We start from the raw sequence: 23,752 nt of genomic DNA, 5'->3' as shown, positions 1-23,752 counted from the left end.
GGCGTCGTCCTTGGTTCGTTTTGGATAGATGAGAAGATTTTGCGCCTCACGCGGCGGTCCAGCCGCCATCGACCGAGAGATGCGTGCCGTTGATCTGCGCTGCCGCGTCCGAGCACAGGAACACCGCCGCTGCCGCGATCTGCTCCACCGTGACGAATTCCTTGGTCGGCTGCTTGTCCAGCATAACCTCACGGATGACGGTCTCGCGATCCATCTGATGGGCTTTCATCTGGTCGGGGATCTGCGCCTCGACCAGCGGCGTCAGCACATATCCGGGGCAGATGGCGTTGCAGGTAATTTTTTCACGCGCCAGTTCGAGCGCAACGGTCTTGGTCAAACCCATGATGCCATGCTTCGCCGAGACATAGGCCGATTTGAACGGCGACGCGACCAGGCCGTGCGCCGAGGCGATGTTGACGATCCGGCCACCGCCGGCCTCCTTCATCAGCGGGGTCGCGGCTGCAATGGTGTGGAACGCCGACGACAGGTTGATGGCGATGATGGCGTCCCATTTCTCGATCGGAAAGTCCTCAACCGGCGCGACATGCTGGATGCCGGCATTGTTGACGAGGATATCGACCGATCCGAATGTCTCAGCCGCCTTGGCGACAAGCGCCCGGCATTCCGCCGGTTTCGACATGTCCGCCTTGATGTAGGCGGTTTTCACCCCGTGGTGTTTGGCGATCGCATCAGTGATGGCGTGGTCGGCGGCCGTGTCGGAGAAAGAGTTGACGACGACATTATGGCCTTCGGCCGCCAACGCCTGGGCGATGGCCAGGCCAATGCCCGATGTGGAGCCGGTGATGACTGCGGTTTTTCTGGCGGCCAAGGGCGGAGTCCTCTGGTTGCGGCAAGAGCGAGCTTATGTTGCACTGCAGCATATATGCTCAATGCGACGCAATAACAGCGGCCAGAATTTTTGAGGAGATGAAATTTTCGTCATGAGCGGCCACACGGCCGCTCACCAGGAGGATATCGTTTGGATCGCCGGTCGCTCGCCAGGCGCCGATAAGCCTCAGGCAGCCAGCTCCGGCACCGGCCCGACATAGCGCGACTGCGGGCGGATCAGCCGCCCGGTCGTCTGCTGTTCGCGCGCATGCGCGATCCAGCCGGCGACGCGCCCGGTGGCAAAGACATTGCTGAAGGTTTGTGGCGGAAAACCCGCCGCCTCCAACAGCAGCGCGGTGTAGAACTCGACATTGGTCTGCAGCGAGCGCGACGGCTTGGCGATCCGCAGCACGTCGAGCGCTACCTGTTCCACTGTCTCCGCGAATGCCAGCCGGCGGCCGGTTTCGCCCTCGCCGCCGAGTTGCCGCACGACGGCCTTCAGCACGTCGGCGCGCGGATCGCGCACACGGTAGATGCGGTGCCCGAAACCCATGATGCGCCTGCCGTGCGAGATCTTGTCGCGAAGCCAGCCGGCGGCATCGCCATGCGCCTGGATCGCATCCAGCATCTCGATCACCGGACCGGGCGCCCCGCCATGCAGCGGCCCCTTTAGCGCGCCGAGCCCGGCCAGCACGGAGGATGTCAGGCCGGCCTGCGTCGAGGCCACCACGCGCGTCGCAAAGGTCGATGCATTGAGGCCATGATCGCAGACGGTCACGAGATAGGTATCGAGCGCCTTCGCCAGCGCCGTCGAGGCGACGCTGCCGCTCAGCATCCTCAGCATGTCGGCGGCATGATCGGCGCGGCTGTCCGGCGCGATCGGCTGCTCGCCGCGCTGCAGGCGCAGCAGGGCCGGCGTCAGCACGGCGGGCGCTGCGATGAGCAGCAAGGCATCGGTCAAGGTCTCGCCGTCCGGCAGCAGCGCCATGCCGGCGCGCATGGCGCTGTAAACATCGAGCGACGCCAGCAGGGGCAGCGAGGGCAAGAGCCGTTCGAACACCTCAGCGCGTGCCTGGCCCAGTGCCCGCGTCAGTTGCGCCTCATCGGGAAGGTCGTCGAAGAAGCCGTCGAGCAGCAACCGCATCACCTGGGCATAGTTCAAGCGGCCGGCCAGCTCCGGCAGCGAATGACCTCGGATCGTCAGACGGCCACCAAGACCATCCACATCGGAAAGCACGGTTTCCGCCGCCACCACATCATCGAGCCTATTCGCCATAGCCTGTCTCCTTGAAGCATTTCCGGATCGGAGATAGAGATGGGCAACGTTTCCATCAATCTTGATCAATATAATCAATATCAGGGCTCGATATGTCCGAGTGGTTGTCCCGGGAAGAGGCGCTTGAGCGCCTCAAGGTGCGGGCGCAGACGCTGTACGCCTATGTCAGCCGTGGGCGCATCGGCATGCGGCCCGACCGCGCCGATCCGCGCCGCAGCCAGTACCGCGCCGACGATATCGCCGCACTGGCGACCCGCCGGGCGCGCGGACGGAGCCCATCAGTCATCGCTGAAAGCGCCATTGCCTGGGGCGAACCCTCGATCGCAACGGCGATTTCGACCGTCTCGCACGGTCGGCTCATCTATCGCGGGCAGGACGCCGCAGTGCTCTCCGGGCACGCCACACTGGAAGAAGCCGCCGCCATTCTCTGGGCTCTGCCGGAACCGGTGGCATTCGAAGCACCGTCGCCGGATGTGCCCCATCAAGCCGGCCGGGCCTCGGCTTTTGCGCAACTTGCCGTGCTTGCCGGCCAAGGGCGCCCGTCGCTTGGGCGCAACCGGGCCTCGCTGCATGCCGATGCCGCGCACGCTGTCGGCGTGCTGGTCGCCGCGCTGGGCGCACCGGCAGGACCAGATCCCGTCCATCAGCGGCTGGCGCAGGCCTGGTCGGTGGACGCCGGCGGCGCCAATGCGATCCGCCGCGCGCTTGTCCTGCTTGCCGATCATGAACTGAATGCGTCGACCTTCGCCGCGCGCGTCGCAGCCTCGACCGGCGCGCCGCTGGCCGCTTGCCTGCTGGCCGGGCTCGCGACGCTGTCCGGTCCTCGCCATGGCGGCGCCGGCGAGGCGGTGATGCAACTGGCCGACGATGCGGCCCGACATGGCGCCGATGCGACGATCCGGCGCTGGCTCAGCCACGACCGGCCATTGCCGGGGTTCGGTCATCAGCTCTATCCCGACGGCGATCCCCGGGGCGCCGCGCTGCTGTCGGTGATCGAGGTTGACGGCACACTATCGTCGCTGCGCGATGCTGCCCTTGCCGCGACCGGCGCGCTTCCCAACATCGACTTTGGGCTGGCAGCGCTGACGCGCAGCCTTGGCTTGCCGCGCGATGCGCCGTTTCGCCTGTTTGCGCTCGCACGCAGCGTCGGCTGGGCCGAGCACACGGTCGAACAGATAACAAGCGGAAGTGTCATCAGGCCGCGCGGCCGCTATGAGGGCGTGCTGGTGTAGGGGTGCAAGAGCGCCAAGCGCTCAGGACATCGTGTCGAGCTTGCGCTGCATGGCCGCGATCTGGTCCTTCAGTTCCTGAAGATCGTCGGGTTTTTCTGACGTTTCCTTCCTGGCCGGCTCGGGCGACGGCGCGGCGGCTGGCGCGGTGCCGGCGGGCGGGAACGGCGTGAACAGCCGCATCGCATTCTGGAACATTTCCATGTTGCGGCGTGTCTGTTCCTCCAGCGCCTTGATCGGCGTGGTGATCTTCATCATGTCGAGCGGCGACTTGCCGATCGCCCCCTTCATCTGATCGCGAAAGCGCTCCTGCTCCTTGGAAAAGGCAAGCATCGACTGTTCGAGGAAGCTCGGCACGATCATCTGCATCTGGTCGCCATAATAGGCGATCAGCTGGCGCAGGAACGGGATCGGCAGCATGTTTTGCCCGTCCTTGTTCTCCAGTTCGAAGATGATCTGTGTCAGCACCGGATGCGTGATGTCGTCGCCGGTCTTGGCGTCCTGGACGGTGAACTCCTCGCCCTTCTTGACCATCTCGGCGAGGTCCTCGAGCGTCACATAGGTGCTGGTGCCGGTGTTGTAGAGGCGGCGATTGGCGTATTTCTTGATGATGATCGGATCGTCTTTAGCGGCCATCTACATCCTCCCGGGGACACCGGCGCGCCTCTGAGCAAGCCGCCGATAACGATTGTGCCTTTTTTTTGAGGATATGCGCAAAAGCTTCACAATTCCAAGCAGTTTGTGCAGTGCGGGATCACTAAATGCTGCATAGCAGGCAAAATATGCTGCGCAGCAATGGACGAATGGTCGCCACGGCAAGGCACGGCCTGCTTGCAGCGCATGGGCGCCATGCCCATTTCCGGTTTGACTTGGGGTTGGGAAAGGGCAAGAAAAGTCCCTAACGACTGAACGACACCCTTGAAGTCTGGAGAAGAAAATGTCCGCTTCCATCGTCATTGCCAGTGCGGCGCGCACGCCGGTCGGCTCCTTCAACGGCGCCTTCGCCGCCACCTCGGCGCATGAACTCGGCGCCGTCGTCATCAGGGAATTGCTGTCGCGTGCCGGTGTCGAACCAGGCGAGGTCGATGAGGTCATCCTCGGCCAGGTGCTGACCGCCGCGCAAGGCCAGAACCCGGCCCGCCAGGCATCGATCAATGCCGGCCTGCCCAAGGAAACCACAGCCTGGGGCCTCAATCAGGTTTGCGGCTCGGGCCTGCGTGCCATTGCGCTCGGCATGCAGCAGATCGCCATCGGCGACGCCAAGGTGATCATCGCCGGCGGCCAGGAATCGATGTCGCTTTCGACGCATGCCCAGCACCTGCGCGCCGGCGTCAAGATGGGCGACTTCAAGCTGATCGACACCATGATCAAGGACGGGCTGTGGGACGCCTTCAACGGCTATCACATGGGCAACACCGCCGAAAACGTCGCGCGTCAGTTCCAGATCACCCGCGAAGACCAGGACCAGTTCGCGCTCGCCTCGCAAAACAAGGCCGAGGCCGCGCAGAAGGCCGGCAAGTTCAAGGACGAGATCGTCGCCGTCACACTCAAGGGCAAGAAGGGCGACACCATTGTCGACCAGGACGAATACATCCGCCACGGCGCCACGCTCGACGCCATGACCAAGCTGAAACCGGCTTTCGACAAGGACGGCACGGTGACCGCCGCCAACGCCTCCGGCATCAATGACGGTGCCGCCGGCGCGCTGCTGATGAGCGAGGCGGAAGCGGTGAGGCGCGGCATCACCCCGCTGGCACGCATCGTGTCCTGGGCAACCGCCGGCGTCGATCCGCAGATCATGGGCACCGGCCCGATCCCAGCATCGCGCAAGGCCTTGGAAAAGGCCGGCTGGTCGGTCGGCGATCTCGACCTAGTCGAGGCCAACGAGGCCTTTGCCGCGCAGGCCTGCGCCGTCAACAAGGACATGGGCTGGGATCCCTCGATCGTCAACGTCAATGGCGGCGCCATCGCCATCGGCCACCCGATCGGTGCTTCCGGCGCCCGTGTCTTCAACACACTGGTCTTCGAGATGCGCCGGCGCGGCGCCAAGAAAGGCCTCGCTACCCTGTGCATCGGCGGCGGCATGGGCGTCGCCATGTGCATCGAAGCACTCTGAAAAAGAAGTGAGTAGCAAATAGGGAGTAGTCAATAGGGAAGAATTGCGTCAGCGCGACGGGACGTAGATTCCTACTCGCTATTCGCTACTCCCTATTCGCTCTCCCGACCAAAGGGAGGGAACACGCATGACCAAGGTAGCAATCGTCACAGGCGGATCGCGCGGCATCGGCGCGGCGATCTCGATCGCATTGAAGACCGTCGGCTATTCGGTTGCCGCGAACTACGCCGGCAATGACGCCGCAGCGGCGAAATTCAAGGCCGAGACCGGCATTCCGGTCTACAAATGGTCGGTCGCCGACTATGATTCCTGCGCCGCCGGCATCAAGCAGGTCGAGGCCGATCTCGGCCCGGTCTCGGTGCTGGTCAACAATGCCGGCATCACCCGCGACGCCATGTTCCACAAGATCACGCGCGAGCAGTGGAAAGAGGTCATCGACACCAACCTTTCCGGCGTCTTCAACATGACGCATCCGCTGTGGAGCGGCATGCGCGACCGCAAGTTCGGCCGCGTCATCACCATCTCGTCGATCAACGGCCAGAAAGGCCAGGCCGGCCAGGTCAACTATTCCGCCGCGAAGGCTGGCGACATCGGTTTCAGCAAAGCCCTCGCTCAAGAGGGAGCTCGCGCGGGCATCACCGTCAACGTCATCTGCCCTGGCTACATCGCCACCGAGATGGTCAAGGCGATCGACGAGAGGGTGCTCAACGACCGCATCATCCCGCAAATCCCCGTCGGCCGCCTCGGCGAACCGGAAGAAATCGCGCGCTGCGTCGTCTTCCTCGCATCCGAAGATGCAGGCTTCATCACCGGCTCGACCATCACGGCCAACGGTGGCCAATACTTCGCCTGACGACAACCACGTGGCTTGAATGTGCACGTGCCGGCGGTGTCGCCGGCACGTTCATCTTTAGACGCAACTGCTCCGATACAGCGCCGGAAGTTGTCCGGCGCCTCGAGCTCAGGCGACCAGCTTGAACTCGCGTCTCACCGCCTGCTTGCGCACGCCCGGCCGCGACGACGCCGGCAGCTTCGCCATCTCGGCCCGGCTGAGACCTGACAATTTCATCGAGATCCTGCGCTTGACGAACGGCATCATGTTGACGACGCCGAGCACGAAATTGCGCAAGACGCGCCGCAGCGGTGTGCGGACAAGCGCCATGCCTGTCAGCCTGCCCGCCAGTTCGATCACCTCTTGTGCCGCGGGACGCCGAAGCGTCTCGTAGAGGTCGAGTTCGCTTTCCGGGCGGACACCGTTGATCACGTCGCCGAGCAGTTCTCCCAGCACCACGGCATCGATCAGGCCGGTGTTCATGCCTTGGCCGCCGGCCGGGCTGTGCACATGGGCGGCGTCGCCCATGACGAACAGGTGCCCCTGGCGGTAGGACTTGGCAAGGCGGTGATGCACGCGGAACCGTGTACTCCAGGTCAGGTCGAGCACCTGCGCCGGGCTGGCCGACGGGCCGCGACTGTCGAGCAGCGCCTGAATGTCGGCAGTGCCAGGCCGCTCAGGCGCCTCATCCATGGTCGCTACGATGCGATATGATCCGTCCGGCAGTGGCGCGACGACGACCAGTCCGGCCGGGGAGAACAGCAGCGACACCTCCGTTGGCCCGAGCGGCCAGTCAAGGCGCACGTCGGCGAGTACAAAAGACCCTGCATAGGCCTCGCCATCGAAGCCTATGCCGGCGGCCTCGCGTACCACGCTGTGCATGCCGTCCGCACCGACGACGTAACGCGCCGAGATCGTCTTTTCGCGACCATTCTGGACGACCGTGACGTGTGCGCCATCGACCCCCTGCAATACCTCCTTCGCCTCGACGCCGCGATGGACGACACCGCCCAACCCGGCGATGCGCTCAGTGAGGACCTTCTCGGTTAGGTTCTGCGGAATCATCAGCACGTAGGGATACGCCGAGGGCAGGCTCGAGAAATCGAGGTTGATTAGGACCCGGTCGCGATCACGTATGGCGAAGTTGTCAAGCTTCAGGCCGAGTTCGACCAGCCGCCCCGTGACGCCAAGCGGCTCGAGTGTCTCCAGCGTCTGCGCGTGGATCACTCCGGCACGTGAGGTGTTGAGGCCTTCGGCGAGGCGGTCGACCACGACGTGATCGACGCCTGCCTGATGCAGGGCAATGGACAGCGCCAGGCCGGTCGGGCCGGCGCCTATGACCAGGACTTCCGTGGTATCAGGCAGCATTTTCTCTCTCCGTTTGTCAACGATTGGTGACTTTTATCTTGGATGCTTGAGTTTGTCAACGCTCGTTGATATTTGATTTTCATGAGCACGAATCATTCGAAAAAGCCGAGCAAGTCGGATCGCACCCGAGGGCAAATCCTGGATGCCGCCAGAGATCTGTTTGCCGAGCACGGCTATGACGGCGCGTCGATCCGCGATGTCGGGACCCGCGCCTCGATCGATCCGGCCATGGTGATCCGCTACTTCCGCAGCAAGGACGAATTGTTCGCCCGGGCGGCACTCGTCGACCTGCAACTGCCGGCACTTCGGGTGATCGACCCGGCCACCGTCGGCGAAACTTTGATCAGGCGGTTTCTCGAAGTCTGGGAAGGCCCGGCCAGCGGACCCGGCATGGCAATTCTGCTGCGTTCCGCGGCGTCGAACGAATTCGCCGCTGAAAAAATGCGCGAGATATTCGCCAACCAGGTGAGGCCGGTGGTTGCGGCGGTCGGCGATCTCGCCGACGCCGGTCGAAGGGCCGGGCTCATTTCGAGCCAGTTGCTGGGTTTGGCGATGTGCCGATATGTGCTGCGGCTACCGCCCGTCGTCGCTCTGTCACACGACGAGATCATCCGGAACGTCGGCCCTGCGCTGCAACGCTATGCCACTGGAGAGGACACGGCCTGAACCAGCGGTCCGGCCGGACCGGTCAACATGCGGCGGCTGCACCTAGCCAAAGCATGCAACCAATCTGTGCCGAAGCGGCACGCGGAGGTTAACAGCCACCCGCCGCCCTGTGCGAAAGCTGCTTCGTAACCTGTGGATTCTCGGTGGATAAGCTGTTCACAACACAAGATATTGGGGTGAACAAATCGGGAAAATCACGCCATCGCTGATTCGTCGCCGATTCGTTCCGGCTATGAGCCGAACGTTAACGACGACAGCCGGAATCGCCTGCCCAACTGCTTAACGCAGGTTAAGAAAGATCAACGATTTCATCATGTTGGTCGAGGCGCGCCTAGGCACCGTGATTGTTTCCAGGCAAAGGTTAACGGCAACACCCTCTTAGCATGAAACGGGCCAGTTCAGCGATTCAGCATGTGGTGCGACTCGCGGCCGCGAAATCCACATGTAGCCGTGAACAAAAGCTGAATCTGCAGGAGTCACTGATTCGTCGCCGATTCGTTCCAGACTCGTTCTATCCGTTAATCCGCAGCCGATTGGAAGCTTGACAAAACCACCTTCTCGCCGCCGGCGGAACATTCCGCTTTCGCTTCGCGCCCGAAATCCCTATGTGTCGCCTGTCATACGCGCCATTTGAGGCACGCTCCCGACAACCAGAGGCCAGAAGCCTTATTTCCAGGTCCCGGAAGCCTTATTCTAGGTTGATGAACATCCAGCCCAAACACACAGAGCCGCTGATCCTGTCGGGCCGCGACGTGACCGCCGTGCTCGGGCCGACCAACACCGGCAAGACCCATCTCGCCATCGAGCGCATGGTGGCGCATGAGAGTGGGATCATCGGCCTGCCGCTCAGACTTCTGGCGCGCGAGGTCTACGCCCGCGTCTGCGAAAAGGTCGGCGCCCACAAGGTTGCGCTGATCACCGGCGAGGAAAAGATCCAGCCGCCGGGCGCCAGATATTCGGTCTGCACCGTCGAGGCCATGCCGCGCGAGACCGACGCCGCCTTTGTCGCCATCGACGAGGTGCAGCTCGCCGGTGACCTCGAGCGCGGCCACATCTTCACCGATCGCATCCTGCACCTGCGCGGCCGCCAGGAGACGCTGCTACTGGGTGCCGCCACCATGCACGGTATCCTGCAGCGCCTGCTGAGGGGTGTCTCGGTGGTGACGCGGCCGAGGCTGTCGCATCTTGCCTATGCCGGCTCCAAGAAGCTGACCCGCCTGCCGCGGCGCACGGCAATCGTCGCCTTCTCCGCCGACGAGGTCTACGCCATTGCCGAGCTGATCCGCCGCCAGCAGGGCGGTGCCGCCGTCGTGCTCGGCGCGCTCTCGCCGCGCACCCGCAACGCTCAGGTGGCGCTGTTCCAGTCCGGCGATGTCGACTACCTCATCGCCACCGACGCCATCGGCATGGGTCTAAATCTCGATCTCGACCACGTCGCCTTCGCCCAGAACCGCAAGTTCGATGGCTTCCAGTACCGCAACCTGACCGCGGCCGAGCTCGGCCAGATCGCCGGCCGCGCCGGCCGGCATCTGCGCGACGGCACCTTCGGTGTCACCGGCCAGGTCGACCCGCTCGACGAAGAGCTGATCAAGAAGATCGAAGGCCACGATTTCGATCCGGTGAAGGTGCTGCAGTGGCGCACCGCGCATTTCGACTTTGCCAGCCTCGACGCGCTGAAGCGCTCGATCGAGACCAACGCTCCGGTCGAGGGACTTACGCGGGCATTGCCTGCCGTCGATGCACAGGCGCTCGAGCATCTATCGCGCGACGAGGACATTCGCGCGCTCACCACCAATGCCAAGCGCGTGGCGCTGCTGTGGGAAGCCTGCGCGCTGCCCGACTACCGCAGGATCGCGCCGGCGCAGCATGCCGACCTCATTGCCTCGATCTACACGGACCTCGCACGCCACGGCCATGTCGACGAGAATTACATGGCCGAGCAGGTGCGCCGCGCCGACACCACCGAGGGCGACATTGACACGCTGTCGCATCGCATAGCCCAGATCCGCACCTGGACATTCGTGTCGAACCGGCCCGGCTGGCTGGCCGATCAGGCACACTGGCAGGAAAAGACGCGCGAAATCGAAGACAGATTGTCGGATGCGCTGCATGAGCGGTTGACGAAACGCTTCGTAGACCGCAGGACTTCCGTCCTCATGCGGCGCCTTAGAGAAAATACCATGCCTGAAGCCGAAATTAGCCCTACCGGAACCGTCCTTGTCGAAGGCCACCATGTCGGCGAGTTGCAAGGGTTCCGCTTCACCGCCGACCAGACCGCCGGCGGCGAAGACGCCAAGGCGGTGCGCACCGCTGCCCAGAAGGCGCTGGCCGCCGAGTTCGAATCGCGCGCCGAACGCTTCGGCGCCTCGGCCAATGGCGACATCGCGCTCGGCTCGGACGGCACGCTGCGCTGGATCGGCGCGCCGATCGGCACGCTTGTATCAGGCGAAGACGCGCTGAAGCCGCGGTTGGTGCTGCTGGCCGACGAACAACTGACCGGCCCGGCGCGCGACAAGGTTGCCGCGCGTGCCGAGCGTTTCGTCAATTTCCAGATCGAGTCGCTGCTGAAGCCGCTGGTCGACTTGAAAAACGCCGACCAGATTTCCGGCATCGGCCGCGGCATCGCCTTCCAGCTGGTCGAGAATTTCGGCCTCATCAACCGCCGCGACATCGCCGAGGAGATGAAGTCGCTCGACCAGGAAGGCCGCGCCGCCCTTCGCCGGCTTGGCGTGCGCTTCGGCGCCTACCATGTCTTCGTGCCGGCGCTGATCAAGCCGGCGCCTGCCGGACTGGTGACGCTGTTGTGGGCGCTGAAGAACGACGGCAAGGACAAGCCGGGTTTTGGCGACGTGGTCCATGCGCTCGCCTCGGGTCGCACCTCGGTGGTGATCGACCCTGCTTTCGACAAGACGTTCTACAAGCTTGCCGGCTACCGCAATCTCGGCCGTCGCGCCGTGCGCATCGACATACTGGAACGGCTGGCGGATCTGATCCGTCCGGCGACCAACTGGAAGCCCGGCCTCGGCCAGCGCCCGGACGGCGCCTATGACGGCCAGTCCTTCATGGTGACGCCGCCGATGATGTCGATCCTCGGCGCCACCGCCGACGACATGGAAGAAATTCTCAAAGGTCTCGGCTACCGTGCCGAGCCCAAGCCGGCCGTCGAGGTCAAGGCGCGGCTCGAAGCGCAGGACAACGCCGCCCGCGAAGCGGCGGTGGCGAAACTAGCGACGGAAGAAGCTGCACGAGCCGAGCAGGCCAAAGCGGCGGAAGCCGCGGCAACGGATGCCGCAGCAGAGGCAGCCGTCGAAGGGTCGGAGCCGGCATCGGACGCAGTGGCCGTTTCGGAAACCACGGTCGAAATTCCCGCCGAAATCACCTCCGACGCCGCAGCGGAACCTGCTGCGCCTGCCGTGGAAGAACAGGCGGACGCTCCGGTCGAAACCGTGCAAGACGAAGCGCCTGTTGCCGAGGCTGCGCCCGACGTCGCCGAACCGGCGCCGGTTGAGCCGCAGGCAGAGACTGAGACTGCCGAGATCGAAGTTGCAGCGGCAGAAGAAGCCGCAACGCCCGACCTGGCGGCAAATGCCGCGCCCGCAACGGACGCCGCGCCGGACGAACCTGTGGCGGTGACTGAAGCAGCTGTCGGCGAACCCGCGCCGGAAGCCGAAGCACCAAAACCCATCCTGTTGTGGCGTCAGGGCCGCTTCGAACAGCGCCCGCGCAACCGCGATGACAACCGCAGGAACAATCGCCCGCGCAACGGACAAGCGCGCGGCCGAAGCGATGCGCCTGCGGATGCCGCCGGCGCACCGGCCGCTGCTGCACCCGGAGAACGCCCGGCCCATGAAGGACGGCGCGATGGAGCCGGCAAGCCGCGCTTCGACCGCTCGAAATTCAAGCCCAAGCCGCAGGCCGAAGGCGAACAGCGACGTGATGGCAGGCCGCAGGGCGAACGTCCCGACCGCCGCGAAGGCCGTCCCGACTGGAAGGGTGGCAGGCCGGATGGCAAAGGTGGCCCGCAAGGCGGCAAGCCGGCCTTCCAGCCGAAGCCGCGCGAGGAGCGCCCGGTGCGTTTCGATCCGGATTCGCCCTTCGCCAAGCTCGCCGCTCTCCGCGACCAGCTGAAGAAGTAGAACCCGGCTCGCTTCGATGGTTGCCGAAGGCCGCCAGCGCATCGACAAATGGCTGTTCTTCTCACGCGCCGTGAAATCGCGCTCGCTGGCGGCAAAGCTGGTCGTCGCCGGCCGCGTCCGCATCAATCGCGACAAAGCAGCGCAGGCCTCCGACCAAGTCAAGCCAGGCGACGTCCTGACCATCACGCTTGAGCGTCGCATCTTCATCTGGAAGGTGCTTGGTGCCGGTGCACGGCGCGGCCCGGCCGAGGAGGCCCGGACGCTCTACGAGGATATGTCGCCACCGCCCGCACCGAAGGGCGAAGCCCCTCCCGATGCAATTCCGGGGCTGCGCGAGGCCGGCAGCGGCCGCCCGACCAAGAAGGAACGTCGCCAGACCGACCGATTGCTCGGCGAAGATTGATGCCTGGCGTCCAAAAACACGCAGTGGTTCTGGGACAACGGCACGCCTGAGGCGAGAACTGAGCCCGGCAAACAGACGCTCTGCGGGACATGACTGACTTCCGCCGGGCCTGCAGTCTGGAATTCCATTCCGGAAACACCGGCACCGTCCGCAATGGCTACCCTTGCAAGCGGTCGACAAAGGCGTTACCTGACGGAAAAAGCCCAACAAAATGGGACGTCCCGGAGCCGACCGATGACCTATGTCGTGACCGACAATTGCATCAAATGCAAATACATGGACTGCATCGAAGTCTGTCCGGTCGACTGTTTCTACGAAGGCGAGAACATGCTCGTCATCCACCCCGACGAGTGCATCGACTGCGGCGTTTGCGAGCCGGAATGCCCGGCCGACGCAATCAAGCCGGACACCGAACCCGGCCTCGACAAATGGCTGCAGGTCAACACCGAATACGCCGAGAAATGGCCCAACATCACCGCCAAGAAGGAACCGCCGGCAGACGCCAAATCCTTCGACGGCGAGGCCGGCAAGTTTGAGAAATACTTCTCGGCCGAGCCCGGCGAAGGCGATTGACAACACGGCCGCAAAGGCCGGTATTACGCTGGGTAAGACGCACGTCACATTAACCGGCTTGACAGCCGGCGCTGACCTGTGGCCTTCGCGTGTGCAGCAAAACCTTGATTCTTCCGACTTTTTGTGTTACATCAGCGAAACATGCCGGTGACACAACGTCGATTTATGGCGCAGACGCCCCAAATCACTGAAAGGTGAAAATCCCATTCGGACCAGAGCGATCTGGGCCAGGCGGTCGCGATGTTGCGGTTTGCCGGTCCGGCTTTTCCGATGGGTTCATCTGTTGTGCGGCTAACGATCGGCTTCCCCGATCGCGCGAGTTCGGACCGGCAGGACGCCGGTGCCACAACAAGGAGTTCAGGGCGTAATGGCAACGATCACCCCGCAGAAGAAGTCCACCGCTGCGCGTCACGGTTTCAAGACCGGCGAGTACATCGTCTACCCGGCGCACGGCGTCGGCCAGATCGTCTCGATCGACGAGCAGGAAGTTGCTGGACACAAGCTGGAACTGTTCGTCATCGACTTTTCGAAGGACAAGATGCGCCTGAAGGTGCCGGTCGCCAAGGCGACCTCCATCGGCATGCGCAAGCTGTCGGAAGAGGATTATGTCGAGCGCGCGCTGAAGGTCGTGCAGGGCCGCGCCCGCGTCAAGCGCACCATGTGGTCGCGCCGCGCCCAGGAATATGATGCGAAGATCAATTCGGGCGACCTGATCTCGATCTCGGAAGTCGTGCGCGACCTCTACCGCGCCGACAACCAGCCGGAGCAGTCCTATTCCGAGCGCCAGCTCTATGAGGCGGCGCTCGACCGCATGGCTCGCGAGATCGCGGCCGTCAACCGCATGTCGGAAACCGAAGCCGTGCGCTTGATCGAGGTCAACCTCAACAAGGGCCCGAAGCGTGGCGCGAAGGCCGACAATGAAGAGGCCGAGCAGGAAGAAGCTGCCTGATCTTTTTCGCCTTCGAATTCATGAAAAACCCGGCCTCGCGCCGGGTTTTTTCGCTTTCTAGGACGTGACGGCAGTTACACCTCGCCGCCGCCTTCCTTCTCAGCCTCCTGCTTCAGCGTTGCAATGAACCGCTTCGTCCGTTGCTGCTGCGGATTGTTGAACAGCACCGCGGCCGGCCCCTTCTCGACGACGACGCCGGCATCGAGGAACACCACTTCCTGGGCGATCTTGGAGGCGAGGCGCAGATCATGCGTTGCCATCACCATGGTCGTGCCTTCGCTGGCGAGCTTGCCAAGCACCTCGACCACCTCTTGCGCCAGTTCGGGGTCGAGCGCCGAGGTCGGCTCGTCGCAGAGCAGCACTTTCGGCGACGGCGCCAAAGCGCGGGCGATCGCCACGCGCTGCTGCTGGCCGCCCGACAGCGTCGCTGGCCAAGCGTCGGCCTTGTGCACCATCCCGACCTTCTCCAGCAGAGCCAGTGCCCGCTCGCGTGCCCTGTCAGACGGCCACTTCAGCACCGTCACCAGGCCTTCCATGACATTCTCGATCGCAGTGCGATGCGGAAACAGCTGGAAGTTCTGGAACACCATGCCGGTCTGCAGCCGCAGGCGCTGGATATCCCTGGCCGGAACCCTGCCGCCGGGGTGGAATTCGAGCGTCTCGTCGCCAATGCGCACCGTGCCCGAGGTCGGGATCTCCAGGAGGTTAATACAGCGCAGCAGGGTGCTCTTTCCCCCGCCCGACGGACCGACCAGCGCCGTGACGCTGCCTTCGGCAATGGTGACCGTCACGCCCTTCAACACGAGATTGTCGCCGAAGCGCTTTTCGATGTTGCTGAGGCCGATCATGAGCGCGCCTCCAGGAAGCCGCCATAGCGGTTGAGCCGGGTCTCCAGCCGCGTCTGCAAGGCCGACAGCACCGAACTCAGCGCCAGATAGAGGATCGCCGCCTCGACATAGAGGATCAGCGGCTCATAGGTGGTGGCGACGATGCGCTGCGCCGCCTGGAACATCTCCGGCACGGTGATGGCGGCGGCCAGCGACGTGTCCTTGACCAGCGAGATGAAGGTGTTGGAGAGCGGCGGCACCGCGACCCGGCCGGCTTGCGGCAGAATGGTGCGCCGCATCGCCTGGCCCCAGGTCATGCCGATCGAATAGGCGGCTTCCCACTGGCCTTTCGGCACCGAGCCTATTGCCGCGCGGATGATTTCCGACGTGTAGGCGCCGATGTTGAGCGTGAATCCGATCAACGCTGCCGTGAAGGCGTCGAGCAGGATGCCGACCGACGGCAGGCCGTAGAAGATGAGGAACAGCTGCACCAAAAGTGGCGTACCCCGGAAGATCCAGACATAGAAGCGCACAAGCGCGACCAGCGGCTTGGGGCCGAACAGCCGGGCAAGTGCCGCACCCAACCCAACGGCCAGCCCCAAGGCGAAGGACAACAGCGTCAGCGGCACGGTGAAGATCAGCGCCGCCCACAGCAGCGAAGGCAGCGACTCCAGCATCAGTTGCAGCCAGTGCGGCACGTATGACCCTCCAGATTGGTCGAAGCAGCTTGGTCAAGGCGAGAATGCGTCTGCCATATCACGACAAAAGCGGCGGGCCGTCAAAGACGGCTCGCCGCTCTATGTGTCTCATGGCCGCGGAGCGGCTCGCCTCGTAGATTACTTCGAAACATCCTGGCCGAAATAGGTGTCGGCGATCTTCTTATAGGTGCCGTCGGCCTTGATGTCGGCCAGCGCCTTGTTGATCGCGGCGACCAGCTCCGGATCGCCCTTGCGCACGATGACGCCGGAGTAGTCGGCGTTTTCCTCTTGCGCGGCAATCTTCACATTGGCGTCGGGCTTGTGCTTCTTGAAGTCGAGGAACGACAGGCTGTCATTGATCGTGGCGTCGGCGCGGCCGGTCAGAAGCAGCTGGATCGACTGGTCGAAGCCATCGGTGCCGACCAGCTCGGCGCCGTTCGTTTCGGCCAGCTTGCCGAAATTCGAGGTCAACGACTGCGCCGACTTCTTGCCCTTGAGATCGGCGAAGCTCTTGATGTCGGTGTTGTCGCCGCGCACGATCAGCACCGCCTTGGAGGCGATGTAGGGATCGGAGAAGTCGTACTTGGCTTTGCGGGCATCGGTGATGCCCACCTGATTGATGACGGCGTCGTAGCGATTGGCGTCGAGGCCGGCGATCAGTCCATCCCACTTGCCTTCGAGGAACTCGGCCTGGACACCAAGCTTCTCGGCAATCGCCTTGGCAATTTCGACGTCGAAGCCGACCAGTGCACCGGACGTGTCATGGTAGGTGAACGGCGCATAGGTGCCTTCCGTGCCGATCTTGATGACACCGGCGTGCTTGATCTGGTCGAGATTGGGGCCGGCATGACCTGAAGCGACAGCCAGGGCCTGCAGCGTTCCGGCGATAATGAGCGACTTGAGCCATTTCATTTTTTTGTGATCCCGTCCTTGGCCGGCTGGCCGGCATATTTGTGAGCGCTGGAAACTGACAGATGCAAGCCGAAAAAATAAGGAACAGGATTTCAAAAACGGCGGGTTTATGAAACCATATTCTCTAAACGGCGCTTTTTCACTCGTGATCGCAGCCATCTCGGACCTCCTGAGAATCCTTCAGGCAACACAATCGCGCCGCTGCGGTCGCGGAACCTTTCCCGCGCATGGCAGTTCTGGCTGTTCTAGGGCACGACGCCGGCATTTCAACCCGGGCGGCAGCCAACTTTGCAAAGTCATTCGCACCACCCAGGGAGCGCCTCATGATGGAAGACACGGCAGGACGGATCATGGTCCGCGCGGCAATGAAGGCTCCCTACCTCGAGCGTGACGAAGAGCATCGGCTTGCATTGCTCTGGAAAGAGGACAACGACCAGAACGCGCTGCACTCAATCACCGTCGCCCATATGCGGCTGGTCATTTCCATGGCCTCCAAGTTCCGCCATTACGGCCTGCCGCTCGGCGATCTGGTCCAGGAGGGTCATGTCGGATTGCTCGAGGCCGCCGCCCGCTTCGAGCCGGAGCGCGAGGTGCGGTTCTCGACCTATGCGACATGGTGGATCCGCGCCTCGATGCAGGACTATATCCTGCGCAACTGGTCTATCGTGCGTGGCGGCACCAGCTCGGCCCAGAAGGCGCTGTTCTTCAACCTGCGACGCCTGCGCGCGCGGTTGGCGAATGGCACGGAGCCGCTCTCCAACGCCACGCTCTATCGCGAAGTGTCGGAGGCGCTTGGCGTCTCCGAAGCCGATGTGGCGATGATGGATTCGCGGCTCTCGGCGCCCGACTCCTCGCTCAACATGCCTATTGCCGACGATGCGGGTTCGACCGAGCGCATGGATTTCCTGATTTCGGACGATCCGCTGCCCGACGAGATCGTCGGCGACAAGATCGATGTCGCGCGCCGCTCGCTCTGGCTGAGGGAGGCGCTTCGCGCGCTCAACGCACGGGAGCTTAGGATCATCGAGGAACGGCGGCTGAACGACGAGGGCGCGACACTCGAAGCGCTCGGCGAAACCCTCGGCATCTCCAAGGAACGCGTCCGCCAGATCGAGGCCCGCGCCATGGAAAAGCTCAAGGTCGCATTGGTGAAGCAGAATCCGGAGTTCATGGCGACTGCCGCCTGAACGGCGGCAGGCGTCCAGCGGCGCCTACTTGTCGGTGACGATCTTGACCTTGTCGCCGGCCGAAACGGCGGCACCGGGCGACAGCGCGTTGAGGACGCGGAACAGGTCGAGCTTGCGGTCGACGCCGACCATCTGCGCCGAAAGTGAACCCATCGTCTGCCCAGGCTGGACGGTGACGACGCGGATGTGCAGCGGCTTCAGCGCCGCCTTTTCGGCAGCACTCAGTATCCGGAACGAGCCGCTTACCGAACGGGCGATCGTGTCCAGAGACGTGCTGGCGGAAGGGGCCGCGGTCAGCAGCCGGTAGACCTGGCCGCCGGCGCGGATCACCGCTATGTCGAATTGCCAGCCTTCGGCGCCGGCATGCGCGGTCGCCGCCTCATTGCCGTTGATGGTTTCCTGCTTGACGCTGCTGTCGACGAGACCAGCCACCCAGCCGCTGCGGATATAGTCCGTCAGCGCCCGGTTCTTGTCGATGGAAACGCCATCGAAACGGATCGCTATGTCGCCGGGGCCGGTGGCCGTCACCGCTGCCGCCGAATTGTCGATGATGAAGCCGTCCGGCACCGTGAACGACACGCCAAGGCCCGGGTGCAGGAAGGTTTCGCCGCGCACATAGCCTTCCTCGGGCGTGTCGCCATACAGCAGGCCGTCTATGCCGGCGAGGAAGGAATCGCGGTCGCGCGTGCCGACGCCCGGCGCGCCGAACTGGCGGGCATGGCGCTGCGCCAGATCGATGCGCTGCGGCGTGTTGGGGTGCGTGGCCAGGAAGTCCAGGCTGGCGTCGGTGGCGCCGCTGATCGAGCGGAAATCGGTATAGGCCGACATCGATTGAAGGAAGCGGCCTGCGGCGAAAGGATCGTAGCCGGCCTCGCCGATCGACTTGATGCCGATGGCGTCGGCTTCCAGCTCCTGGTTGCGCGAAAATTGCGCCAGCCTCAGCTTGCCGCGGATCAACGCCGCCTTGGCGGTCGGGCTGTCGCCGAGCACATCGGAAACCACCTTGGTCGCCAGGCCTTCCTCTGCCTCGAGCTGTTGGCGCTGCAGGCCGTGATTGGCGGTGACGTGGCCCATCTCATGCGCGATGACAGCGGCAAGCTCGGCCGAATCATTGGCCAGCGCCAGGAGGCCGCGGGTGATGTAGAGATAACCGCCCGGCAGCGCGAATGCGTTGACGTTGGGCGAATTTAGAATGGTGATGCGATAGGTCTGTGTCGGGTTGGCGGACACCACCGTCAAACTACCGACCACCTTGGCGACCATTCGCTCGAGCTTGGGGTCGGAATATTCACCGCCGTAAGTCGCCAGGATGCGCGGGTGCTGCGCCTTGGCCAATTCGGCGAGCTTGTTGTTGGCGCCGACATTGTCCACTGTGATCGGCTTGTCGGAAGGCTGGAAGCCGGATTCCTGAACTTCCGGCGGCGTGAACATCTGGCAGCTTGCCAACGCCACGGCAAAACCGGCCAGCGCGAGAAAACGCGCCAGCGGTTTCATTCCCAATGTGTTAGCGCCGATCGCCAGAACGGCTTCCTTTCGGGTCCCGGCGCATGACCACGAAAATCGGGGGCGATCTTCGGAACGTGTCATGCGCTATCTAAAACTGCTGCAGCATCCGTTGCCCGTCCCTTAGGGCGGGCGGCAAATACTGCAGGCAAATCACGGCCTGTGCCGGACCGGTAGGGCGACCTAGCCACACTCCCCCGGTCATGGCAAGCAAACGCCACATCGCCTGGAGCCGGTTTGACCGTAAATTATGTCCGCTTCCGGGCAACATCGCGTGATGTGGAATATCCAGCACCCGCGCCGATATAGCGCCGGAACGCCTCCGGACCAGCCCCGGTAAAGAAATCATCAGCCTTGCCGGTTGCGGCCACCAACCCATTGTCGACAAACACCATGTGCTCGCCGATGCGGCGTGCATCCTCGGGCTGGTGGGTGACAAATAGCACCGTCATGGCGCGTTCGGCATGAACGGCAGCAACCAGATCCAGCATCTCGTCGCGCAAAGCGGGTCCGAGCGAAGCGAAGGGCTCGTCGAGCAGCAACACCGGTCGGTCGCGCACCAGCACGCGGGCCAGTGCGACGCGCTGGCGTTCGCCCCCGGAGAGCTCGCGCGGCAGGCGTTTCTCCTTGCCCGCGAGACCGGTGCGCGCAAGCGCCTCGGCGACCGCGGCGCGGTCCGCCTCGGTCAGCCCCAGGGAGGGCGAGCGGCCGAGCCCGACATTCTGCTCGACGGAAAGATGCGCGAAGAGATTGTTCTCCTGGAACACCATCGACACCGGCCGCGCCGAGGCCGGCTCGGCGCTGACATCGGCCCCGCCGATCAGCACGCGGCCCGATTGTGGGGTCTCGAAGCCGGCGACCAGATTGAGCAGCGTCGACTTGCCCGAACCGCTCGGACCCATGATGGCGGTGATCTTCGCCGTGGCGAACTCGACGTCGAAGACAAGTGGCACCTCACCATAACTGAACGACACCTTGTCCAGCCGCACCGGCGCGCCCTTCTCGAGCCTGCTGGCCGCCCTCTCACGCATCGCGGACCTTCTCCCTTCCCAGCCAGTGCGCCGCCACGATCAACGCGAGACAGACGAGGCCGAGCAGCAGTGCCAGGCCGGCGGCATCCTCGGTGCGGTAGCTGCCCATCCGTGCCAGAAGAAGGTAGGGCAATGTCTGCACGGAATCACTGCCGAACAGGGCAATGACACCGAGATCGCCCAGCGACAGCGCCATGGCGAAAGCGAAGGCGGTGGCGAGCGGGCGCCGCAGCGACGGCCAGTCGACCAGCATCAGCCGGTTCCAGCCCGCAATGCCGAGCTGTGCGCAGAGCCGTTCGTGACGCTCGCTCGCCGCATCATAGGCGGGACGCACGGCGCGCAGGGCGAACGGCATCGCCATCACCGCGTTGACGGTGACGACCATGACCGGGGCGATGGCAAAGACATCGCCGGCATGGCGCAGCAACAGGAACCAGCCGGCGCCGACGACGATCGGCGGCACGACAAGGACAAAGCCGGCGCCTGTATCGGCGGCGTGTTCGAGCAGTGTCTTTGCGCCGGCACGGCGGTTCAGCGCCAGTGCCCGCCGCGCCATGGTCAGCGCCAGCGACAGCATCACCGAGAGCAGTGCCGACAGGAAGGCCAGCACCACGCTGGTCAGCGTTGCCTGCCGGACAGTGGCCTCACCGGCCAACCGGCCGAGATCCGCACCCAACCCGGCCATCACGGTTGCCGCCATCGGCCCAACGACGAACACCAGCGCCAGGATGATGAGTAGCGCGTTCAACCAGGTCTCGCTCCGATGGACTGAGAGATACCGACGTTGCGCGACCGGCAAATTGGTGTCGCCGACCACATTGGCGCCCAGGCGCGTCAGGGCCAGCACAACGATAAAGGTCAGGGCAATCTGCAACAGCGTCAGTGTAACGGCCCGCGCGGGATCGAAATCGAAGCGCAGCGCCTGATAGATGCCGACCTCCAGCGTCGTCGCGGCCGGCCCGCCGCCGAGCGTCAGCACGATGGTGAAGGATGTGATGCAGAGCATGAACACAAGCCCGGCGACGCCGGGCAGTGCGGCGCGCAGCGTTGGCCATTCGATCAGCCGGAACGCCGGCCGCGCCGCCATGCCGAGTTGGCTCGCCAACCGCCATTGGTCGGCCGGTATGGTCTGCAGCGCCTCGAGGAACAGCCGCGTCGCCAGCGGCAGGTTGAAGAAGACATGGGCGACGAGGATGCCGGACAGGCCATAGATGCCCGGCCAGCTTCCCCCGCCGATCATGGCAAGCACGCCGGCGAAATAGCCGGCACGGCCATAAAGCGCCAGAATGCCGAGCGCTGCGACAATAGCCGGCAGCGCCAACGGCACGGCGAAGATCTGCAGGATGAAGGCGCGGCCGAAGAAACGTGGATGTCGCGACAGAGCCCGCGCCACGAACAGCGCCGGGATGGCCGAAAGCAGCGTCGAGAGCGCCGCTTGCCAGAGCGTGAAGCGAATGACGCGAAGCAGATAGGGATCGAAGGCTGCCCAGGCGCCCGAGAAATCATGGGCGCCCTCGAAAAGCAGGCCGGCAAACGCGCCGCCGATCAGCAGCGCGATCGCGGCAAGCGCGACAATGCCGGCGCTGACGCGGGGATCGGCTGGATGGCGCGTACGCATCTCGCGCTATCCAACCCTGCGACGGGTATTGATCGAGGGGAATATCTGGCGAAGGCCGAGCCCACCCCCCTCTGTCCTACCGGACATCTCCCCCTCAAGGGGGGAGATTGCGCACTCAGCCGCCTTCGCTATTCTCAAGAGTGGCAGGACTAAGAGAGGCGATAAAGCTGCCGATATCCCCCCCTGAGGGGGAGATGGCCGGCAGGCCAGAGGGGGGCGGCTTGGCGCAAACATGCGACGCGGCTCGCGCCCTACTTGCTCATCACCGCAAGCCATTCATCGACCCAGGCCTTGCGATTGGCAGCGACCTCTTGCGGGCTGAACAGCAAGGTCTTGGTCGGCTTGACCAGTTTATCAAAGGCCGGATTGAGCGGCTTGTCGGTCTTGCCGGCCGGGAACATCCAGTTGGTCTCGGGAATGGCATCCTGGAATTTAGGCCCGGTCATGAAGGCCATAAACTTGGCCGCCAGCGGATTCTTGGCTCCCGTCGTGGTGATACCCGCCACCTCGATCTGCAGATACTCGCCCTCCTCGAAGGAGGCGGCCTGGTAGCGCCCGGTGTTCTCGGCGATCATGTGATAGGCCGGCGACGTCGTGTAGGACAGCACCATCGGCGCCTCGCCCTTGGTGAACAGCCCATAGGCCTCGCTCCAGCCCGGCGTCACGGTCAGCACCTTCGGCTTGAGCTTGGCCCAGGCCTCCGGCGCCTTGTCGCCATAAACCGACTTGACCCACAGAAGCAGGCCGAGGCCCGGCGTCGAGGTACGTGGATCCTGGATGACGATCTTGTCGTCGGCACTGCCTTCGACCAGCTCTTTCAGGCTTTTCGGCGGGTTCTTCAGCTTCTCGGTGTCGTAGACGACAGCGAAATAGCCGTAATCAAAGGGGACAAAAGTGTCGTCGCTCCAGCCGCCCGGTACATTGACGTCGGCCACCGTGCCATGCGGCGCGAACAGGCCTGACGCCTTGGCATCGGCGGTGAGATTGGTGTCGAGGCCAAGCACGATATCGGCCTTGGTCAATGCGCCTTCCAATCTGACGCGGTTGAGCAGCGCGACGCCGTCGGCGACCGAGACGAACTCGACATCGCAGCCGCATTCGGCCTCGAACGCCTTCTTCACCACGGGACCCGGGCCCCAGTCGGCGGTAAAACTCTCATAGGTGTAGACGGTGAGCTTGTCCTTGGCCAAGGCCGGTCCGGACAAGGCCACGACCGTTGCTGAAACAAGAGCGTATAAAAGCGTGCGCATCGGCGCCTCCTTCGTTCGAATTGAAAGGAATTGAGGCGTCGGACTGTCCGAAACGTCTAATCCCTCCGCCGGTACAAACCGGATCAGGTTCAGCGGGTTGGCGAGACTGCCTCTCAGCCGGTCCGCGAAGATCGCGTCCGGCACCCCGTTAGAGCGTTTCGACACATAGGCCGGGCCGATCCGCCACGCAAGTGGGAGTTTGCCGCCTTCCGTTTCCCGTGCCGGGCTGGTAAGGGCCACACGATATGAGCACATTCACCATCCTGCTTGGCGGCGATCTCATCCGCACGCCACGGCTCGACCGTCAGGTCGAAGGCTCCCGCGTCATCGCCGCCGACGCCGGCATAGGC

At 63.9% G+C, this 23,752-nt stretch carries 20 protein-coding genes, 1 pseudogene and 1 riboswitch; of the genes and pseudogenes, 10 read left to right on the top strand and 11 right to left on the bottom strand.

The genetic code is table 11. From position 1 onward, the window contains the following. Nucleotides 1-46 precede the first annotated feature (46 nt). Both EOB80_RS11295 and EOB80_RS11290 read right to left on the bottom strand, forming a co-directional pair. Nucleotides 47-829: a 3-hydroxybutyrate dehydrogenase gene (locus EOB80_RS11295; RefSeq protein ID WP_127327649.1), complete on the bottom strand. Its 783-nt coding sequence runs from the start codon at nt 827-829 to the stop codon at nt 47-49. Nucleotides 830-1,015: 186 nt separating this feature from the next. Then, nucleotides 1,016-2,104 (bottom strand): citrate synthase/methylcitrate synthase, encoded by a 1,089-nt coding sequence (locus tag EOB80_RS11290; protein ID WP_127327648.1) that lies wholly within the window; start codon nt 2,102-2,104, stop codon nt 1,016-1,018. Between the two features lie 92 nt (nt 2,105-2,196). Here EOB80_RS11290 and EOB80_RS11285 point away from each other — a divergent pair, with 92 nt between their 5' ends. After that, entirely contained in the window at nt 2,197-3,336 is a 1,140-nt protein-coding gene (locus tag EOB80_RS11285) for a citrate synthase (protein WP_127327647.1), read from the top strand. A gap of 21 nt (nt 3,337-3,357) precedes the next feature. On the opposite strand, the gene phaR is transcribed toward EOB80_RS11285, so the two are convergent. Beyond that, complete coding sequence (gene phaR / locus EOB80_RS11280; RefSeq protein ID WP_127327646.1) at nt 3,358-3,969, bottom strand: polyhydroxyalkanoate synthesis repressor PhaR; 612 nt, start codon at nt 3,967-3,969, stop codon at nt 3,358-3,360. Between the two features lie 301 nt (nt 3,970-4,270). On the opposite strand from phaR, the gene EOB80_RS11275 reads away from it, so the two are divergent. Next, nucleotides 4,271-5,449, top strand: coding sequence for an acetyl-CoA C-acetyltransferase (locus EOB80_RS11275; protein WP_127327645.1), 1,179 nt, complete (start codon nt 4,271-4,273; stop codon nt 5,447-5,449). A 127-nt stretch (nt 5,450-5,576) separates the two neighbouring features. Next, nucleotides 5,577-6,302 (top strand): acetoacetyl-CoA reductase, encoded by a 726-nt coding sequence (phbB, locus tag EOB80_RS11270; protein WP_023814310.1) that lies wholly within the window; start codon nt 5,577-5,579, stop codon nt 6,300-6,302. A gap of 108 nt (nt 6,303-6,410) precedes the next feature. Here phbB and EOB80_RS11265 read toward each other — a convergent pair whose 3' ends face one another. After that, nucleotides 6,411-7,649, bottom strand: coding sequence for an FAD-dependent monooxygenase (locus EOB80_RS11265; RefSeq protein WP_127327644.1), 1,239 nt, complete (start codon nt 7,647-7,649; stop codon nt 6,411-6,413). An 81-nt stretch (nt 7,650-7,730) separates the two neighbouring features. Here EOB80_RS11265 and EOB80_RS11260 point away from each other — a divergent pair, with 81 nt between their 5' ends. The 5 genes from EOB80_RS11260 (at nt 7,731) to EOB80_RS11240 (ending at nt 14,376) form a co-directional block, all read left to right on the top strand. After that, nucleotides 7,731-8,315, top strand: coding sequence for a TetR family transcriptional regulator (locus tag EOB80_RS11260; RefSeq protein ID WP_127327643.1), 585 nt, complete (start codon nt 7,731-7,733; stop codon nt 8,313-8,315). 701 nt (nt 8,316-9,016) lie between these two features. Next, entirely contained in the window at nt 9,017-12,451 is a 3,435-nt protein-coding gene (locus EOB80_RS11255; protein ID WP_127327642.1) for a helicase-related protein, read from the top strand. Nucleotides 12,452-12,467: 16 nt separating this feature from the next. Further along, on the top strand, nt 12,468-12,854 hold the full coding sequence (locus tag EOB80_RS11250; protein WP_023814308.1) for an RNA-binding S4 domain-containing protein: 387 nt from the start codon (nt 12,468-12,470) through the stop codon (nt 12,852-12,854). A 234-nt stretch (nt 12,855-13,088) separates the two neighbouring features. Then, nucleotides 13,089-13,427: a ferredoxin FdxA gene (gene fdxA, locus EOB80_RS11245; RefSeq protein ID WP_013529180.1), complete on the top strand. Its 339-nt coding sequence runs from the start codon at nt 13,089-13,091 to the stop codon at nt 13,425-13,427. Nucleotides 13,428-13,794: 367 nt separating this feature from the next. Beyond that, entirely contained in the window at nt 13,795-14,376 is a 582-nt protein-coding gene (locus tag EOB80_RS11240; protein ID WP_013529179.1) for a CarD family transcriptional regulator, read from the top strand. Between the two features lie 74 nt (nt 14,377-14,450). Here the strand turns inward: EOB80_RS11240 and EOB80_RS11235 are convergent, their stop codons facing one another. The 3 genes from EOB80_RS11235 to EOB80_RS11225 all read right to left on the bottom strand — a co-directional run bounded on the left by EOB80_RS11235 (nt 14,451) and on the right by EOB80_RS11225 (nt 16,813). Continuing rightward, nucleotides 14,451-15,224, bottom strand: a complete 774-nt coding sequence (locus EOB80_RS11235) for an amino acid ABC transporter ATP-binding protein (protein ID WP_127327641.1) — start codon at nt 15,222-15,224, stop codon at nt 14,451-14,453. Beyond that, nucleotides 15,221-15,901 carry an amino acid ABC transporter permease gene (locus EOB80_RS11230; RefSeq protein WP_127267252.1) on the bottom strand — a complete coding sequence of 227 codons (681 nt, stop codon included), beginning with the start codon at nt 15,899-15,901 and terminating at the stop codon, nt 15,221-15,223. Before EOB80_RS11230 ends, EOB80_RS11235 begins: the two co-directional genes overlap by 4 nt. Before the next feature lie 138 nt (nt 15,902-16,039). Next, entirely contained in the window at nt 16,040-16,813 is a 774-nt protein-coding gene (locus tag EOB80_RS11225; RefSeq protein ID WP_127267251.1) for an amino acid ABC transporter substrate-binding protein, read from the bottom strand. 323 nt (nt 16,814-17,136) lie between these two features. On the opposite strand from EOB80_RS11225, the gene EOB80_RS11220 reads away from it, so the two are divergent. Further along, nucleotides 17,137-18,000 carry an RNA polymerase factor sigma-32 gene (locus EOB80_RS11220; protein ID WP_023814301.1) on the top strand — a complete coding sequence of 288 codons (864 nt, stop codon included), beginning with the start codon at nt 17,137-17,139 and terminating at the stop codon, nt 17,998-18,000. Between the two features lie 24 nt (nt 18,001-18,024). Here EOB80_RS11220 and EOB80_RS11215 read toward each other — a convergent pair whose 3' ends face one another. The 4 genes from EOB80_RS11215 to thiB all read right to left on the bottom strand — a co-directional run bounded on the left by EOB80_RS11215 (nt 18,025) and on the right by thiB (nt 23,402). Further along, nucleotides 18,025-19,494 carry a M48 family metalloprotease gene (locus EOB80_RS11215; RefSeq protein ID WP_127267258.1) on the bottom strand — a complete coding sequence of 490 codons (1,470 nt, stop codon included), beginning with the start codon at nt 19,492-19,494 and terminating at the stop codon, nt 18,025-18,027. Between the two features lie 257 nt (nt 19,495-19,751). Beyond that, complete coding sequence (gene thiQ, locus EOB80_RS11210; RefSeq protein WP_127318662.1) at nt 19,752-20,534, bottom strand: thiamine ABC transporter ATP-binding protein; 783 nt, start codon at nt 20,532-20,534, stop codon at nt 19,752-19,754. Then, nucleotides 20,527-22,152 (bottom strand): thiamine/thiamine pyrophosphate ABC transporter permease, encoded by a 1,626-nt coding sequence (gene thiP / locus EOB80_RS11205; RefSeq protein ID WP_127327640.1) that lies wholly within the window; start codon nt 22,150-22,152, stop codon nt 20,527-20,529. Before thiP ends, thiQ begins: the two co-directional genes overlap by 8 nt. A 251-nt stretch (nt 22,153-22,403) precedes the next feature. Then, on the bottom strand, nt 22,404-23,402 hold the full coding sequence (thiB, locus tag EOB80_RS11195; protein ID WP_127327639.1) for a thiamine ABC transporter substrate binding subunit: 999 nt from the start codon (nt 23,400-23,402) through the stop codon (nt 22,404-22,406). Between the two features lie 43 nt (nt 23,403-23,445). Continuing rightward, nucleotides 23,446-23,560, bottom strand: a riboswitch (TPP riboswitch). Between the two features lie 87 nt (nt 23,561-23,647). Here thiB and EOB80_RS35230 point away from each other — a divergent pair. Beyond that, nucleotides 23,648-23,752 (top strand): annotated as a pseudogene (locus EOB80_RS35230) (thiamine diphosphokinase); the annotation flags it as partial.

The sequence above is a fragment of the Mesorhizobium sp. M7A.F.Ca.MR.245.00.0.0 genome (genome assembly GCF_003997415.1).
GTDB lineage: Bacteria > Pseudomonadota > Alphaproteobacteria > Rhizobiales > Rhizobiaceae > Mesorhizobium.
Note: the sequence above shows the minus strand (reverse complement) of the source record. Positions and strands in the feature narration are given on the sequence as shown.